The 13,374-nt window shown below is 68.1% G+C and carries 12 protein-coding genes; all 12 read right to left on the reverse strand.

The genetic code is table 11. The annotated features are described in order from the left end of the window. Nucleotides 1-36: 36 nt before the first annotated feature. The 12 genes from ACFYOH_RS38000 to ACFYOH_RS38055 all read right to left on the reverse strand — a co-directional run bounded on the left by ACFYOH_RS38000 (nt 37) and on the right by ACFYOH_RS38055 (nt 13,287). Complete coding sequence (locus ACFYOH_RS38000) at nt 37-1,506, reverse strand: hypothetical protein (protein WP_388635402.1); 1,470 nt, start codon at nt 1,504-1,506, stop codon at nt 37-39. A gap of 7 nt (nt 1,507-1,513) precedes the next feature. Next, a complete protein-coding gene (locus tag ACFYOH_RS38005) occupies nt 1,514-1,762 on the reverse strand; it encodes a ferredoxin (protein ID WP_388635404.1) in 249 nt (82 codons plus the stop codon). A 2-nt stretch (nt 1,763-1,764) separates the two neighbouring features. Beyond that, the gene (locus tag ACFYOH_RS38010) at nt 1,765-3,132 is read right to left on the reverse strand and encodes a phenylacetate--CoA ligase family protein (protein WP_388635406.1); all 1,368 of its coding nucleotides are present in this window, start codon (nt 3,130-3,132) and stop codon (nt 1,765-1,767) included. Continuing rightward, nucleotides 3,129-4,115 (reverse strand): BtrH N-terminal domain-containing protein, encoded by a 987-nt coding sequence (locus ACFYOH_RS38015; protein WP_388635408.1) that lies wholly within the window; start codon nt 4,113-4,115, stop codon nt 3,129-3,131. The genes ACFYOH_RS38010 and ACFYOH_RS38015 overlap by 4 nt, the downstream gene beginning before the upstream one ends. Continuing rightward, entirely contained in the window at nt 4,102-4,779 is a 678-nt protein-coding gene (locus tag ACFYOH_RS38020) for a hypothetical protein (protein WP_388635410.1), read from the reverse strand. The genes ACFYOH_RS38015 and ACFYOH_RS38020 overlap by 14 nt, the downstream gene beginning before the upstream one ends. Then, nucleotides 4,776-5,432 carry a class I SAM-dependent methyltransferase gene (locus ACFYOH_RS38025; protein ID WP_388635412.1) on the reverse strand — a complete coding sequence of 219 codons (657 nt, stop codon included), beginning with the start codon at nt 5,430-5,432 and terminating at the stop codon, nt 4,776-4,778. Before ACFYOH_RS38025 ends, ACFYOH_RS38020 begins: the two co-directional genes overlap by 4 nt. A gap of 25 nt (nt 5,433-5,457) precedes the next feature. Beyond that, entirely contained in the window at nt 5,458-7,530 is a 2,073-nt protein-coding gene (locus tag ACFYOH_RS38030; protein WP_388635414.1) for a molybdopterin-dependent oxidoreductase, read from the reverse strand. After that, nucleotides 7,527-8,564 (reverse strand): BtrH N-terminal domain-containing protein, encoded by a 1,038-nt coding sequence (locus tag ACFYOH_RS38035; protein ID WP_388635416.1) that lies wholly within the window; start codon nt 8,562-8,564, stop codon nt 7,527-7,529. Before ACFYOH_RS38035 ends, ACFYOH_RS38030 begins: the two co-directional genes overlap by 4 nt. Nucleotides 8,565-8,658: 94 nt before the next feature. Further along, nucleotides 8,659-10,047 (reverse strand): TrpB-like pyridoxal phosphate-dependent enzyme, encoded by a 1,389-nt coding sequence (locus ACFYOH_RS38040; protein WP_388635418.1) that lies wholly within the window; start codon nt 10,045-10,047, stop codon nt 8,659-8,661. 152 nt (nt 10,048-10,199) lie between these two features. Next, on the reverse strand, nt 10,200-11,117 hold the full coding sequence (locus ACFYOH_RS38045; protein ID WP_388635420.1) for a ParB N-terminal domain-containing protein: 918 nt from the start codon (nt 11,115-11,117) through the stop codon (nt 10,200-10,202). Between the two features lie 438 nt (nt 11,118-11,555). After that, nucleotides 11,556-12,569 carry a DMT family transporter gene (locus tag ACFYOH_RS38050; RefSeq protein WP_388635422.1) on the reverse strand — a complete coding sequence of 338 codons (1,014 nt, stop codon included), beginning with the start codon at nt 12,567-12,569 and terminating at the stop codon, nt 11,556-11,558. Between the two features lie 91 nt (nt 12,570-12,660). Next, entirely contained in the window at nt 12,661-13,287 is a 627-nt protein-coding gene (locus tag ACFYOH_RS38055; RefSeq protein ID WP_388635424.1) for a dihydrofolate reductase family protein, read from the reverse strand. Between the last annotated feature and the right edge of the window lie 87 nt (nt 13,288-13,374).

Here is a 13,374-nt window from a genome sequence, read left to right on the forward strand (position 1 = left end):
AGGCGTGAGGTTCTCGGGTGGTCACCGTCCGCGCTCCTACGGGTTCCGCTCGGCCGCACCGGAACGGAACGGCTGATAGCTCTGCTCTTGCACCTGGGGGAAGTACTCGCGTGTCGCCTCACCCACGATCCGCATCAGCTCGGAGTCGAGCGAGCTCGGATCGGTGATGAGCTTGGCCAGTGGTGAGTCCGGCACGGCGTTGGCCAGGCTCGTCCGGCGCGCCCGGTGGATCGCGGCCAACGAGTGCTGGGCGTTGGCCGCGTCCCGCATCTTGTAGACCGCCTGGGGCCCGTCCGGGACGCCGATCATGGACTTGGTGCCGCCACTGCCCAGGCAGTTGCGGGGCATGTGCAGATGCTCATGCCGCCACTGCTGGTGGGCGGAGTGCAGTTGGAACGCCTGGTCGACCAGGGTGTGCCGCAGCCATGCCTCCGGGTCGTCGTGGCGGCGTGCGTCGATGTCCCGCACGGTCTCCTCCAGGGAGGACCCACCGAGCGAGCACAGCCAGGCCTGGAGGTCGTTCCACATGTGCTTGAACAGGTCCCGGAACATGTGCTGCTTGATCGACAGCGAGTGCGTGCCGCTCGCGGGTCCCAGATTGGTCCGGAACTCGTGGTACTCGCCGGTCGCCAGGTGCTCGGCCATCACGCGCTGCGCCTCGACCACCGGATCGAGCAGCCACCGGCAGGCCGTAAGGTGCTGCGCCGCCTGGCTCAGAGCCGACGCCCGGATCGCCCGGATGGCGACCTCCAGGTGGTCGTTCGCCTCGGCGCAGAGGATCTCCGGGACCTGGTGCAGGGCGACGAACTCGCCATGCAGGGTGCCCCCGTTCAGCTCGGTCGCGGCGACCGCTCGCGCCAGCGTCTCGGCGGAGATCAACTCATCGGTGCTCCGGCACACCCCGATGGGTACGGCGGTGAGGTCGCTCTCCCACTTGGTCGCGTCGTGACATCCGATCCGGATGCCGTGCAGCAGGCGGTACAACGAGTCGTCGATGCTCTTGGTGGCGATGGTGGAGCGGGTCACCTCGGGGGCGCCGGCCAGCAGCGGGCCCCTGGCCGCCTCCTCCAGCCCCCGCAGCGCGTCGACGTAGGCCGCGTAACCGGCGGACTCCGAGATGCTCAGGGCCGAGGTCCCGGCGGACACGCCGGATCCGAAGACGCTGCGGGCGTGGAACATCACGGTGCCGAGCTTGCGCAGCAACCGGTGGAACCCGACGGCCCATTGGACATACCGGGAGGCGGCCGGGATGTCGTCGGCCAGCACCCGCGCCTGGGTCCTGCCCGCCAGCCGGGCCAGGTTGAGCAGGCACACCTCCGACGCTTGGAAGACCGCGCACACCGTGGAGTCGTACGTGCCCTCCGGCACCGCTCGTGCGGCCCGCGCCTCGGCGAGCAGGTCGATGCGGTGCAGCTGGTCGTAACTTTCGGCCACCGGCCCCAGTTCTGTCGTCTGCCGCGGGCCGGCGCACGTGTCGGCTGTGGCCGGGTCGTCCAGGCTTGACATTGCGCCATCACTCCTCAGTAGGCCCCGCTGTGTACCGGATCGATTCGGTGGGACAGGATTCGAATGCGTCGAGGACCCGTTCCAGCTCGTCGGGCGTCTCGGGCTGTTTGCACACGTAGTGGACGTCGTTGTCGAGGTCTGCGTCGAAGTTCTCGGGCGCCAGGTCGTTGCAGAGCTTGCAGTCGATGCACGTGTCATCGATCTCGAAGCGGCCTGCGATCGGAAGGCGCGTGGGAAGCGGCAGCTCCACCCTCACCGTCAGCTCCTCCCTCCCACGTAGGCGCTGAAGTTGCGCATCGTCGGTTTGGCCGAGGTGCGCAGCGCCGTCTCGAACCGCTCGGTGTCCAGTCGGCGGAATCGTGTGGACGCGCCGAGGCGGTCACGGACACCGGCCGCGATCGATGTCCGGGTCGCGTCGTCGCCGCTCGACGGCGGCAGGGCGATCTCCAGGGCGTCCCCGTCGACGTCGAAGGCGAAGTAGTACGGCGCGGTGGTCATGGCGCCCAGGACGATGTCCTCGATCTCCAGCTGGGAGGTCCAGCGGTCACCGACCGGGATCCGGTCACCGATCCGGCCGCGGTGGCGCAGCCGGCGCAACGGGGAACCACAGCCGCACGGCGCCGCCTCGATCTGGCACACGTCACCGGTCCGGTACCGCAGCAGCGGCATGGCCCGGCTGGCCAGCGTCGTCACGGCCAGCTCACCGACACAGCCGTCCGGCAGCCGCTCGCCGGATCCCGGATCCACCACCTCGAAGAACGATCGTGTCTCGACCAGGTGCAGCTCACGGTCCCGGCAGAACATGGCCAGCGTGTTGGTCTCGGTCATGCCGAACATCGAGTACGCCACGGCGTCCCACTGATCGGCCAGGCGCCGCTTCTTGGCCGGCGACGCGCCCTCCCCCGCCATGAGGATCTTCGAGACCGCGAGGTCGCGGCGCGGGTCGATGCCGCGGCGGCGGGCGATCTCGCCGAGGAACAGGGCGCGCGTTCCGGAGCACACCAGTGTGGTGGCGCCCGAACGCAGCAGGGCGTCGACCATCCGGTCCGGAGTGCAGGACGGTGAGGCCGCGCCGAGCGGCACGATGGTGCACCCGAGGATCTCGATGGCGCGGTCGAGGTCCTGGCCCACCCCGGCGAGCTCGTACGGCACGGCGATGGCCGCGACGTCCCGTTCGTCCAGCACGGCGGCGAGCAGGCCGGCGACGGTGAGGTTGTTCTCCAGCCAGTCCGCCATCGTGAAGAACGCCGCGATCGGGCGTCCGTTGCCGGTGCCGGAACTCTCGTCGAACCGGATGACCTCACGCCGCGGCACGGCGAGCATGCCGAGCGGGTAGGCGGCGGAGAGATGTTCACGGGTCGTGAAGGGGATGGCCTCGAACGCGTGCGGACGGCCCTGCGCAACCGCCCTGGCGACATCGGCGGGAACGAAGTCGGCGTAGAACGGCGAGTTGTGGCACGCGTGCTCCACGGTCGCGGTGAGCGCCTCCGCCGCCCACGCGTCGAGCGCCTGCCGGTCCAGTGACGTCACCGCGGCGACCTTCCGTGCGATGTCGACGCGGGAGAGGAGGGTGTCGTGCAGCCTGCTTCGCGGGTCGTGGCCGGCCGGCCGGGCGAGCGCGGTCATCGGGACGCCTCCTCCAGCCGCATCATGGCCGTGCGCTCGTCGGCCGCGAGACCGTTGACGATCGACGCCGCCTCGTCGAGTGCTCGCCGGGCACTGGCGTCGTCGGCGTCGCGCAGCAGGTTCGCCACTTCCGTCCACCGCTTGGAGATGCGGCGGTACTCGACGGCGAGCTCGTCGTAGGCCTCGATGCCGGTCAGCTCGTGCGCCTCTTCCAGGAATTGCGCCCACAGCGTCCGGAAGAGTCCGCCGCCCGTTCCGCCTTCCTCCATGCTGGTGCCGACGGTGCTCATCGCCTCGGCGGGACGGTCGAGCCGGTCGCGCCATGTCGGCAGGAGCGAGCCGGTCTTCGCGATCCCCTTGAATCCCATGTTGGTGATCGGCGGGTTCAGGAACTCCTGCGCGGTGGCCAGAATCGATGACCGGCAGGCCTTCGCGAGGATCGACTCGTCGTACCCGCGCGGGTCCACTCGGACCGACAGGCTGCGCGAGCACATCGGCCCCCTGGCGGACCGGGCCCGCGTCAGGCTTTCCCGCGATGTCGACTGAACGCCGAGTGATCGGGTCTCGACGAGGACGAACCTGTCGTCCTCGTAGCCGATGCAGGCGACGTAGTGCGCGGCGAAGTGGTGGTTCTCGTGTGCGTAGTCGAGGTGGTAGCGGTCGAGCTTGAGTCCCACCACGTCGCCCTCGTCGAGGGCCTTGAGCAGGGTGGCCTCGGCCTTCGACGGTGACGCCGTCTCCTGCGTCTGCAAGTCGAGGGTGAGGGCGTCCGCCACGTTGCGTATGAGATGGTCCGGCTTGACCCGGCCGGCGAGGAACGGGTTGGGCATCTGCTTGGAGTGCCAGTACAGGAACGACAGGCCTTGTCCCAGCCCGAAGATCAGCGGCTCGCTCAGCTCGATGTCATGGTTGCGGAGCATGTTGAGCAACGTGGTGGATTCGCAGTGGTCACCGGAGTACGGCGAGATGTCAATGACTGCCATCGCTGTGCCCCATCCCGCCGCGCGGCGACTCGTACACGATCTCGAGCACGGAGCTGCTGTCGTTGTTGCGCAGGTGCCCGTAGGTGTGGCCGAGTTCGTCCGCCTCGGTGAACGCGATGTTTTCCAGGTGGTCGACGCTCCGATCCAGGACCTCCAGGACGTAGCGGACGTCGGCGTCGGTGTGCACATCGATGGCGACATGCGACATGAGCCGTCCCCGCTCGTCGGCGGAACGCTCCGCCCACGGGCCGAATCGGCGGCAGGCGAACATCTCGATGGCACGTCCGTCGGGGAGGACGATCGAGTTCCACCATCCCGGCGTGCCGTACTGCCGGGGTGAGATGTACGACGGCCCCATCTCGATGGTGGCGATCCGACCGGAGGCGCGGAGGTCGTTGAGGTAGGCGTGCCAGTCGAACACCTCGTCGTCACTGTCATAGTCACCCATGTAGATGCCGACGTGATTGACCCCGGCGAACCTCTCGACGACGTCGTCCGGCGCGTATCCGCACCACGCCGACAGGTACTGCCCGCAGTCGAGGTCCTGCCACATGCTCGACGTCTCGAGGATCTCGTCCCAGGAGCGGCCGAATCCGGGACGGTCGGGGAAGCGCCCGTCACGAGTGGCGGTGATGGCCGGCAACCTTCCCGCGAGTGCATTCATGGCGCGTCCTTCCTGCCCGTGATGACGATTCCCATCTGCACTTCCGTCACGGTGGCCGTCGCGAGCGCGGTGCCTTTCAGCATTTCCTCGACCTCGCTCTTGATGTACGAGGACCGGATCGAGGTCCGGAAACCCGGGCGCATGTCGGCCGCGATGTTCGCCTTCATGAACTGAAATGTCGTCCGGTCGACGTCCCTGCGCAGATCGGAGATGACATACCGTCCGCCCGGCCTGAGCACGCGATGCATTTCCGCCAGGGCGGTCACCGGGTCCGCCCATTCGTGCAACGAGGAGGCGCTGATGGCGTGATCGAAGCGCTGGTCCCCGAACGGCAGCGCCAGCACGGTGCCGCATTCATAGGTGCATTGACCGGTGACGCCGTAGCCGTCCGCGTTGGCGCTCGCCCGCCGGAGCATCGCCGGCGAGATGTCGAGGCCGACGAGCCGGGCGGAGCCGTCGGCCTGGGCGATCCATTCCAGGCCGAGATAGCCCGGACCGCATCCGAGCTCCAGGACCTCCCCGGAGTTGATCCCTGCCTGCAGGATGTCGTCGACCTTCTCCTGGAGCCAGCCGTTGTCCCGGATGTGGCGCTGCATCTCGTCGTACTTGAAGGCCAGTTCGTCGCCCTGCAGGCCTTCGTCGGTCTCCGGCACGCGGGCGTCGACGGTGCCTCGCGCCCTAGCCACGGCCGGGCTCCAGTCGCCGAATTCCCACTGCTACACCTCTCATCGTCGCGCTCCCCATATGCACGTCGGAACGGTCGTTGTTCGTCACGAGATTGACCGAGGATCTGAGCGACTCATCGACCGAGGACTCACTCGGATACCACCAGCCGGCGTCCGCCATCACGACGTTCGGTGCGACGGAATCGGAGATTCTGACCGTCATGCGCACCCCGCGCGCACCGGCCCGCGAAAAGAGGTACACCTCTTCACCGTCTGTCAGTCCTTCCCGCTCCGCGGTCTTCGGATTGACGGTCACCCGCGCCGTCGTCTGATTGCGCGATGTGGTCGGCAGCTGGTGGAACTCGGTGTTGTAGAACTGGCGCGGGTGGGCGCTGGTCATGACGTACGGCAGATCCGGGTCCGCCTCCGGCGGAAATCGGAAGGCCGGGAACGGCTCGTAGCCCATGGCGCGCAGCCCGTTGTTCAGCAGGTTCACGCGTCCGGATCGAGTGGCGAATCCGCGGTCGCGATACTTGTGATATCGCTTTTCGTTGCGGATGTAGCCGATCTTCTTGAACTGTTCCCAGGTGAGTTCGAGGCCGGCCAGCTTGGCGTCGAGAGCGGCTTCCAGCGAGGGGAAGAAGTGCCGGCTCAGGCCGAGCCGCTTCGCGAGTTCGAGGATGATCTCCTCGTCCGAGCGGCAGCCGTCGACAGTGGCGATCTTCTGCCGGGCCGCGATGTAGGAGTTGAACTCGACGATCTGGTCCCGCTCGAGCCAGCTCGAGGTCGGCAGAATCACGTCGGCGTGCCGGGCGGTCGGCGTCATGAACAGGTCGCACACGACGACCAGGTCCAGCTTGGCGATCGCCTTGCGGACCAGCTCGGTGTTCTCGTGCGAGGTCAGGATGTTGCTGCCGAAGATCACCATGGAGGTGATCGGGTACGGCGACCCGGTCACGATGGCCTCGTGCAGGTCTCCCGGCGCGACCCAGCCGGACATCGACAGGATCTTGTGCTTGTCGCCGCCGATCCGCTTCTTCGCCTGTTCCTCGGGGAGCAGATCCGAGCGGGGAAAGGCACGCCGGCCCTCGATCGGCATCGGGTCCCAGATCACATCGCCACCGGGAGCGTCGATGTTTCCGCAGAGCGCGGCGAGGATGGCGATCGCGCGGTGCGTGTCGAAGGAGTTCTCGTTCTGCGACAGCCCGGTTCCGGCCTCGATGCACGCCCGTGACGCGAGGGCGTAGGCACGGGTCGCGTCGTGGATGAGCTCGGGTGCCAGGCCGGTGATCCGCGCGACCCGGTCGAGGTCGTACGCCCGCACGTGCTCGGCGAGTTCGTCGAATCCGGAGGTGTGCGCGGCGACGAAATCGCGGTCGTACCAGCCCTCGTCGATGACGATCCTGATCATGCCGAGTGCCAGTGCGCAGTCGGTTCCCGGCTGGACGGCCAGATGCAGACTGGACCGGGCCGCGGTCTGCGTCCGTCGCGGATCGACAGTGATGACGCGGCTGCCCCGTTCCACGGCTCGCAGCAGCTTGACACCGATCACGCCGTCGGAGTGGGTGCTCGGCTTGTTGCTGCCCCAGAGCAGGACCACCTCGGGATCGCCCTCGTAGTCGCAGAAGGTGAATCCGCCGTACGTCATGATCGAGGCCATGACCCGGGGGTAGAAGCACACGTGGGCCGGACCGACCACGTTCGGCGTCCCGATCGCGTTCGCGAGCCGGAACACCCACTCCTGGTAGTTGCGGTCGGTCCCTTGGCCGAGGACGACGGACTCGGGGCCGTGCCGGCTGATGGTCGCGGCGAGTTCGCCGGCGATCCGGTCGAGGGCGGCTTCCCAGCTGACTGGCTCGAACGTCCCCGAGCCGCGCGGACCGGTCCGCACCAGCGGCGTCGTCAGCCGGTCCGGGCTGCGCAGCAGGTCGAGTGACGCCTTGCCCTTGATGCAGAAGTAGCCCTCGCTGGTGGGGTTGTCCGGGTCCCCGTGGATGTCGGTGGGGACGCCGTCCACGAGTTCGACGATGGCGCCGCAGCCGCCGTGGCACATGCGGCAGACGGACTTCACCTGAGTGCTCGTCAAGCCGGCTCACCCGCCCATTTGGTGGCCGGCACGAGCAGCCTCTCGAAGACGGACTGTTCGGCGTCGGCGATCGCGTTCAGCCGGGCCGCTACGGCTTCCAGCTGCCTTCGCCCGTCGTCCGCACCGCGGTAGGCCATCAGCATCTCGATCGCCTGGTCCCACTGCCGCTGTACGTCGCCGAAGTCATCGACGAACGGGTCGAGTTCGGCGTCGCCGCAGCGCTGCCGCGCCTCGAGCAGGAAGTCGCGGTAGAGCTTGCGGAAGTTCGCTCCGCCGGTTCCCGCGAAGCGCCAGAAGCGGCCGACGCCCGGCACCATCTCGTCGGCGGAGGTGAGTGTGTCGCTCCATTCGGCGATCTCGGAAGCGGCCCGCCGCAGGGCGCCGATGCCGAATCGCGGTCCGCGGTCGGCGATCATCCTCTCCGCGGTCGGCCGGATGGCCTTCCAGATCTGCTCGCGCAGGACGGCATCGGTCGCGGTGGTCAGCCGCGCCGGCAGCTCCTCCACGTACATCTGCAGATTCGGCGACGGCATGAACCCCTCGTCGGAACCGCGGGCCCGGCGCAGCGACTCCTCCGGAATCGTCTGCGCCCCACCCTGCTGATCGGTGTCGACCACGTAGGCGAGGGAGTCGTCGAGCCCGTACAGCGCGATGTAGTGCGCCGCGAAATGGCTTCGGGAGGAGAAGTAGTCGAGGTAGAAGATGTCGACGGACATTCCCACGACATGTCCGGCTTCGAGCAGCTTCGCCGCCGCGGCGCGAGCCGATTCCGGGTCGGGCGCCCGCGATTCGCGCAATTCCACACCGAGGGCCGAGCAGGCGTTGCGGGACAGCAGGGCAGGACCGATGCGGCCGGTGAGCATGGGTGTGCTTCGCCCAGGATCGGGGGCATCCCAGTACTGGAAGTCGATGCCCTGGCCGAGGCCGAACAACATGGGTTCGGAGATGTCGACGCCGGCATGGTGGATCATGTTCCGAAGGGTGGTCGTCTCACAATGAACGCCGAGCTGGGGCTGAAATGTCGCCAAGTGCATATGGCTTCCCAATCGCAAGGTGCGAAGACGCCGTGAGATGGTGGCGCGGCTACGGGTGGTGTGGCCACGTGTGGTGTGGCCACGTGTGGTGTGGCTACGCGTCGAGCAGAACTTCGTCGTAGCCCTGCAGATCGAGGAAACCGGAGCCACTGGCCAGGACGACGATCACCGGTTCGAGGTCTTCCGCGTCGGCCTTGGCCACGACATCCAGGGCCGCGGCGACCGCGTGACTTGCCTCGGGTGCGAGCAACAGGCCCTCGGTCTGCAGCAGGAGCCGACCGGCCTCCAGCGCCGTCCGCTGGTCGAAGGCGACGGCATCCAGGACGCCCTCGCGTCGCAGCAGGCTGACCAGGGCGGAACTGTGATGGTTGCGCAGGCCGCCGACGTGGTTGGGCGGTGGGATGAAGCTCTCCCCCATCGTGTAGCCCAGCACCTCGGGCGTGAATCCGCCCAGGTCGGTGCGGCCGTACTCGTATACCCCCCGGGTGAGCCGGGGCGCCGCGGTGGATTCCGCGGCGAGGAAGCGAAGGTCCGCTCCGTCGGCCCTGGCCCGCAGGTGAGGGCCGATGAGACCGCAGAGATTGCTTCCGCCGCCCGAGCACGCGATGAGGTGGTCGCCGCGCCCTTCGACGCCGAGGTCCTCGCCGTGGGTCTCCTTGAGTTGCTGCGCGACCTCGAGCCCGAGCAACGTCTGGTGGAGGTAGACGTGCGGCATCCCGCTGCCGGCGAGATACGCGGCGGACGGATTGCCCAGGGCATGCTCGATCGCGTCGCTGATCGCGGTGCCGAGGCTGCCGGGGTGGCCCGGGACCTCGCCCAGGATCTTTCGTCCGATCGCCGTGTGCGTCGACGGCGACGGCCGCACCTTGGCCCCCAGGAGCTCCATGTAGTGGCGCCGGTAGGGCTTTTGCTCGAGCGAGCACCTCACCATGAAGATCTCGGCCCGCAGACCGAACATCTTCGCCGCCAGCGCGACACTCATGCCCCATTGACCGGCTCCGGTCTCGGTGACGAGGGTGGTCCGCCCCTCCTCGGCCGCGTAGTACGCCTGGGCTATCGCCGTGTTCAGCTTGAAGCTGCCGCTGGGAAGGACGTCTTCACGCTTGAGGTAGATCCTCGCGCCCGTACCGAGATGCTCCTCGAGCCGGTGCGCCCGGTGCAGCGGTGTCGGCCGGCCGCATTGCCGCAGCCGCTCCACGACCGGTTCGGGTATCGCGATCCATTGCTCGTTCGGACTGTTCTGTTCAACGAGCACTCGTGGCCGGACCTTCGCGGATATCTCCGCGGCGGTAGGGCTTCCGGAGTCCCTGACCTCGGGCATGGGGCCGGGCAGATCTCCGAGGAAGTTGTACCAATGTGTGGGCATCCCCGGTGATGGCGTATCGCTGCGAGTGGTGGGTTGAGGCGCGGTCGACTGCTCATCCCCCACACGGTTTGGGCTGTACGAAGTCACGTTCCCCCGCTTCGAATTTGTGAGAGCCATCGTATGAAAGCGAACGGATCGAAATCAGCGGATCTCGCGGGAAAATGCCAACGGAAGAGTCTGGAAGAAGTAGGACGACGATATCGGCGGAATCAACCGGAGGTGCCGCACCGAAGGTGTCGGAAACGGCACCTGCCGAACCGGCCGAAAACCTATGCGTCAGTCTCTCGGGAATTAATCCGTTCCGTCAACGACTCCGCCAGGAGCTGCCAGCTCTCGGCGTGGTGCCGAGCCAGCTCGGCGATCAATGGCGCGCAGTGCATCGGGAGGCTGCCGGCCATCGCCGCCCAGTCGTGCGGCTGCGTGGCCGAGGGGTCGAGTGTCCGCAGCAGCTTCCGGCCGACCTCGGTGAACCGAAGCGAGGGATCGGCCCGCAACCGCCGGACCGCCAGTGACAGGTCGGCACACGTCGGGTGCGCCCTGGGACGTTTCACGATCGCGGGGTGGCAGGGTCCGCCCTCCTGGACCGACCCGACAGTCGGCTCGACCGCGGGGTGACCGGCTCCGCACTCCTGGGCCGACCCGTCGTCCGGCTGCATCGTCGTCCGGGGTTCGCCTTGGGCAGCGCGCGCCCGCTTCCGCGCATCCTTCGCCGTGGTGAGCGAGATGCCCGCGGCACGCGCCAACTCCTGCGCGGACGCGTCGGGATGCGCGGCGAGGTACACCAGCGCGCGGCTGCGGCCCTCGCCAGCCGCAAGCGGGTAGGCCACCCCGTCACGGCCGAGTCGCACGGCGGTCGGGTGCGGAAGTTCCGCACCCGACCGCCGCCTGAGCGCCGCGACTGTCTTGTCCGACAGACCGACGACCCCCGCCAGCCGCCGGTTGGACCACTCCGGGAAGTCGGCAAGCATGTGGAGGGCCGCGGCCTTGCGGTCGGCCAGGGAGAGGGGGAGTCCGTGGTTGCTGTTCAGCTTGACCGCAAGCACGAAGGCTTCACGCTCGTCACCGTTGAACAGCACAGCACTTATGTGCGTGGCGCCGCTGTTCTCCACCGCCCTGAGCCGGTGCACGCCGTCGATGACGGTCATCGTCTTGCGGTGGATCACGATCGGCGGGAGTTCGGAGCACACTTCGGCAAGCGCATCGATGTGCCGTGGATCAACCCCGCCAGCACGGAGTGAACCCCCGACCGTGATTCGGCTTATCGGTACCTGGATGATCTCCGATAAGAGTCCACCGGGGTACGAGTCCGGACGCCGGAAGTGACGTTGTATCGGCTTGTGTGTGGATGCAGAGATTTGGTCCATCGCTCTTCCTCCCCAGCGAACTCCCGGGCGGACCTACCAGCTGTCGTACGACGCATCCAGCTGCGAATGATCAGACAGCTCGGCGAACCACGGATCAAGGAAGGGTAAAGCGGTCATGAGCGATCGGAAAGGCATAGCACATCGAGTCCCCCCGCGACGCAATGTCGAGAACCGACCATCGAACACTGTCAGGAGGTTCGAGTCGACGCAAGACCTTGGCCATGTGGTCCTTTGAGAACGTCGATTCCTCTTCTTGATTGTTTATTGAGAAACTAAGCGAGCACAAAGCTCCCCGGGAGCGGAATGATCGGCTCCCCGGAGGCGGACGTGGGATATACCCGCTGACGAAGAGAACTCCACACCTGATCTTGCCGTCCTGCGCCCCCACGCGGTGCCCATGAGTACCAGCGCACCGCCCGCGAGAGCGAGCGCGCCGAGCCGTTCCCCGCCCAGCGCGATCCCCGCCGCGGCGGCCCACAGCGGCTCGGTGCCGAGCAGCAGGCCGACCCGGGAGGGCGAGGTACGGCGGACCGCCCACATCTGCACGAAGAAGGCGAACACCGTGCACAGCGCGGACAGGAAGAGCAGCCCCGTCCAGTCCCGGGCGGTGAACCCGGCCGCGACCCGCCAGGGCGCCGGACCGCCCGAGACGGCCGACAGCAAGGCGAAGACGGCGACGGACGCGCCGAGTTGGACCGTGGTCAGCGGCAGCGCGTCGGCGCCCTGTACGGCCCTGAGTCGGGACATGGCGAGGACGTGCAGCGTACGGGCGAGCGCGGCGAGCAGCATCAGCAGATCCCCGGTGCTCGGCCGGGTGAAGCCGCCGCCTTGGGTGAGCAGGACGACACCGAGCACCGACAGCAGTGCCGCGCCGAGGAAGGCCGGGGTGGGCCGGGTGCGGGTGACGGCGGCCTCGGCGAGCGGGGTGAAGACCATGGTGAGGCTGATGATCAGACCGGCGTTGGTCGCCGAGGTGTGGACCACGCCGTAGGTCTCCAGCAGGAAGATTCCGCTGAGGATCAGGCCGAGCAGGGCCGCGCCGCGCCACTGGGCGCCGGTGAGCGTCCGCAGGGCGCGGCGGCCGGCGATGGCCAGGACGGGCACGGCGAGCGCGAACCGCAGCACCAGCACCGCGAGGACCGTACGGGCGGTGGTGATGTCCTTGGCCGCGAGATAGCTGGCACCCCAGCAGACGGCGACGAGGAGGACGGGCACGTCGGTGCGCCAGGCACGGCGGGGCGCGACGGCGGCACCCGGTACGGCGATCGACGACATGGGGCGGCTCTCCCGGTCTCCGGAAGGGGGTGCGGAGACGGCGGCGGCTCGCACGGGGCGCGATCACCGTACCGGCGAGGACGATCTTCGGCTAGGCGTTTTCCGGGAGGTCGTAGGTGCCGTAGCGCGGCCTCCCGGCCAGGTCGTAGGACTGGATGGAGACACCGGCGGCGGTGATGCGGCCGCCCGCGTGCCGGAACCTCGTCGGCAGCGCGCCCTCCGCGAAGAAGCGGAGGCCCGAGCCGAGCACCACCGGGAAGGTCAGCAGGTGCAGGGTGTCGATCAGGCCGAGCGCCAGCAGCGACTGGACGAGGGCGCCGCTGCCGTGCACCTGGAGCTCGCCGTCGATGCGCTCCTTGAGGGCGGTGACCTCCTTGGCGAGGTCGCCGCCGAGCACCGTGGTACCGGACCAGGAGGGATCGGTGAGGGTGGACGAGGGGACGTACTTCGGCAGGGCGTTCAGCTTGGAGGCGATGGGGTGGGCCGGGTCGGTCACCTTCGGCCAGTACGCCGAGAAGATGTCGTAGGTACGGCGGCCGAGGAGGAACGCGGCGGGGCGGTCGAAGACCTCGTTGATGAACCGGCCGAAGTCGTCGTCGCCGAACGGGAAACTCCAGCCGCCGTGCTCGAAGCCGCCCCGGGTGTCCTCCTGGGGGCCGCCGGGCGCCTGGTAGACGCCGTCGAGCGTGACGAAGATCGTGGAGACGAGCTTGCCCATGACGGGTGCCTTCTTCCTGGTGCGGGGTCTGTGTCACCACCTCAGACCCCGTCCGCACCCGCAACTCATCGGTGGTCCGTACGGCAC

Source organism: Streptomyces sp. NPDC007856 (assembly GCF_042868225.1).
Classification (GTDB): domain Bacteria; phylum Actinomycetota; class Actinomycetes; order Streptomycetales; family Streptomycetaceae; genus Streptomyces.

Coding starts and splice junctions, on each gene's coding strand:
- ACFYOH_RS38000 (WP_388635402.1), bottom strand. CDS start 1,506: ATGTCAAGCCTGGACGACCCGGCCACAGCCGACACGTGCGCCGGCCCG.
- ACFYOH_RS38010 (WP_388635406.1), bottom strand. CDS start 3,132: ATGACCGCGCTCGCCCGGCCGGCCGGCCACGACCCGCGAAGCAGGCTG.
- ACFYOH_RS38015 (WP_388635408.1), bottom strand. CDS start 4,115: ATGGCAGTCATTGACATCTCGCCGTACTCCGGTGACCACTGCGAATCC.
- ACFYOH_RS38020 (WP_388635410.1), bottom strand. CDS start 4,779: ATGAATGCACTCGCGGGAAGGTTGCCGGCCATCACCGCCACTCGTGAC.
- ACFYOH_RS38035 (WP_388635416.1), bottom strand. CDS start 8,564: ATGCACTTGGCGACATTTCAGCCCCAGCTCGGCGTTCATTGTGAGACG.
- ACFYOH_RS38040 (WP_388635418.1), bottom strand. CDS start 10,047: ATGGCTCTCACAAATTCGAAGCGGGGGAACGTGACTTCGTACAGCCCA.
- ACFYOH_RS38050 (WP_388635422.1), bottom strand. CDS start 12,569: ATGTCGTCGATCGCCGTACCGGGTGCCGCCGTCGCGCCCCGCCGTGCC.
- ACFYOH_RS38055 (WP_388635424.1), bottom strand. CDS start 13,287: ATGGGCAAGCTCGTCTCCACGATCTTCGTCACGCTCGACGGCGTCTAC.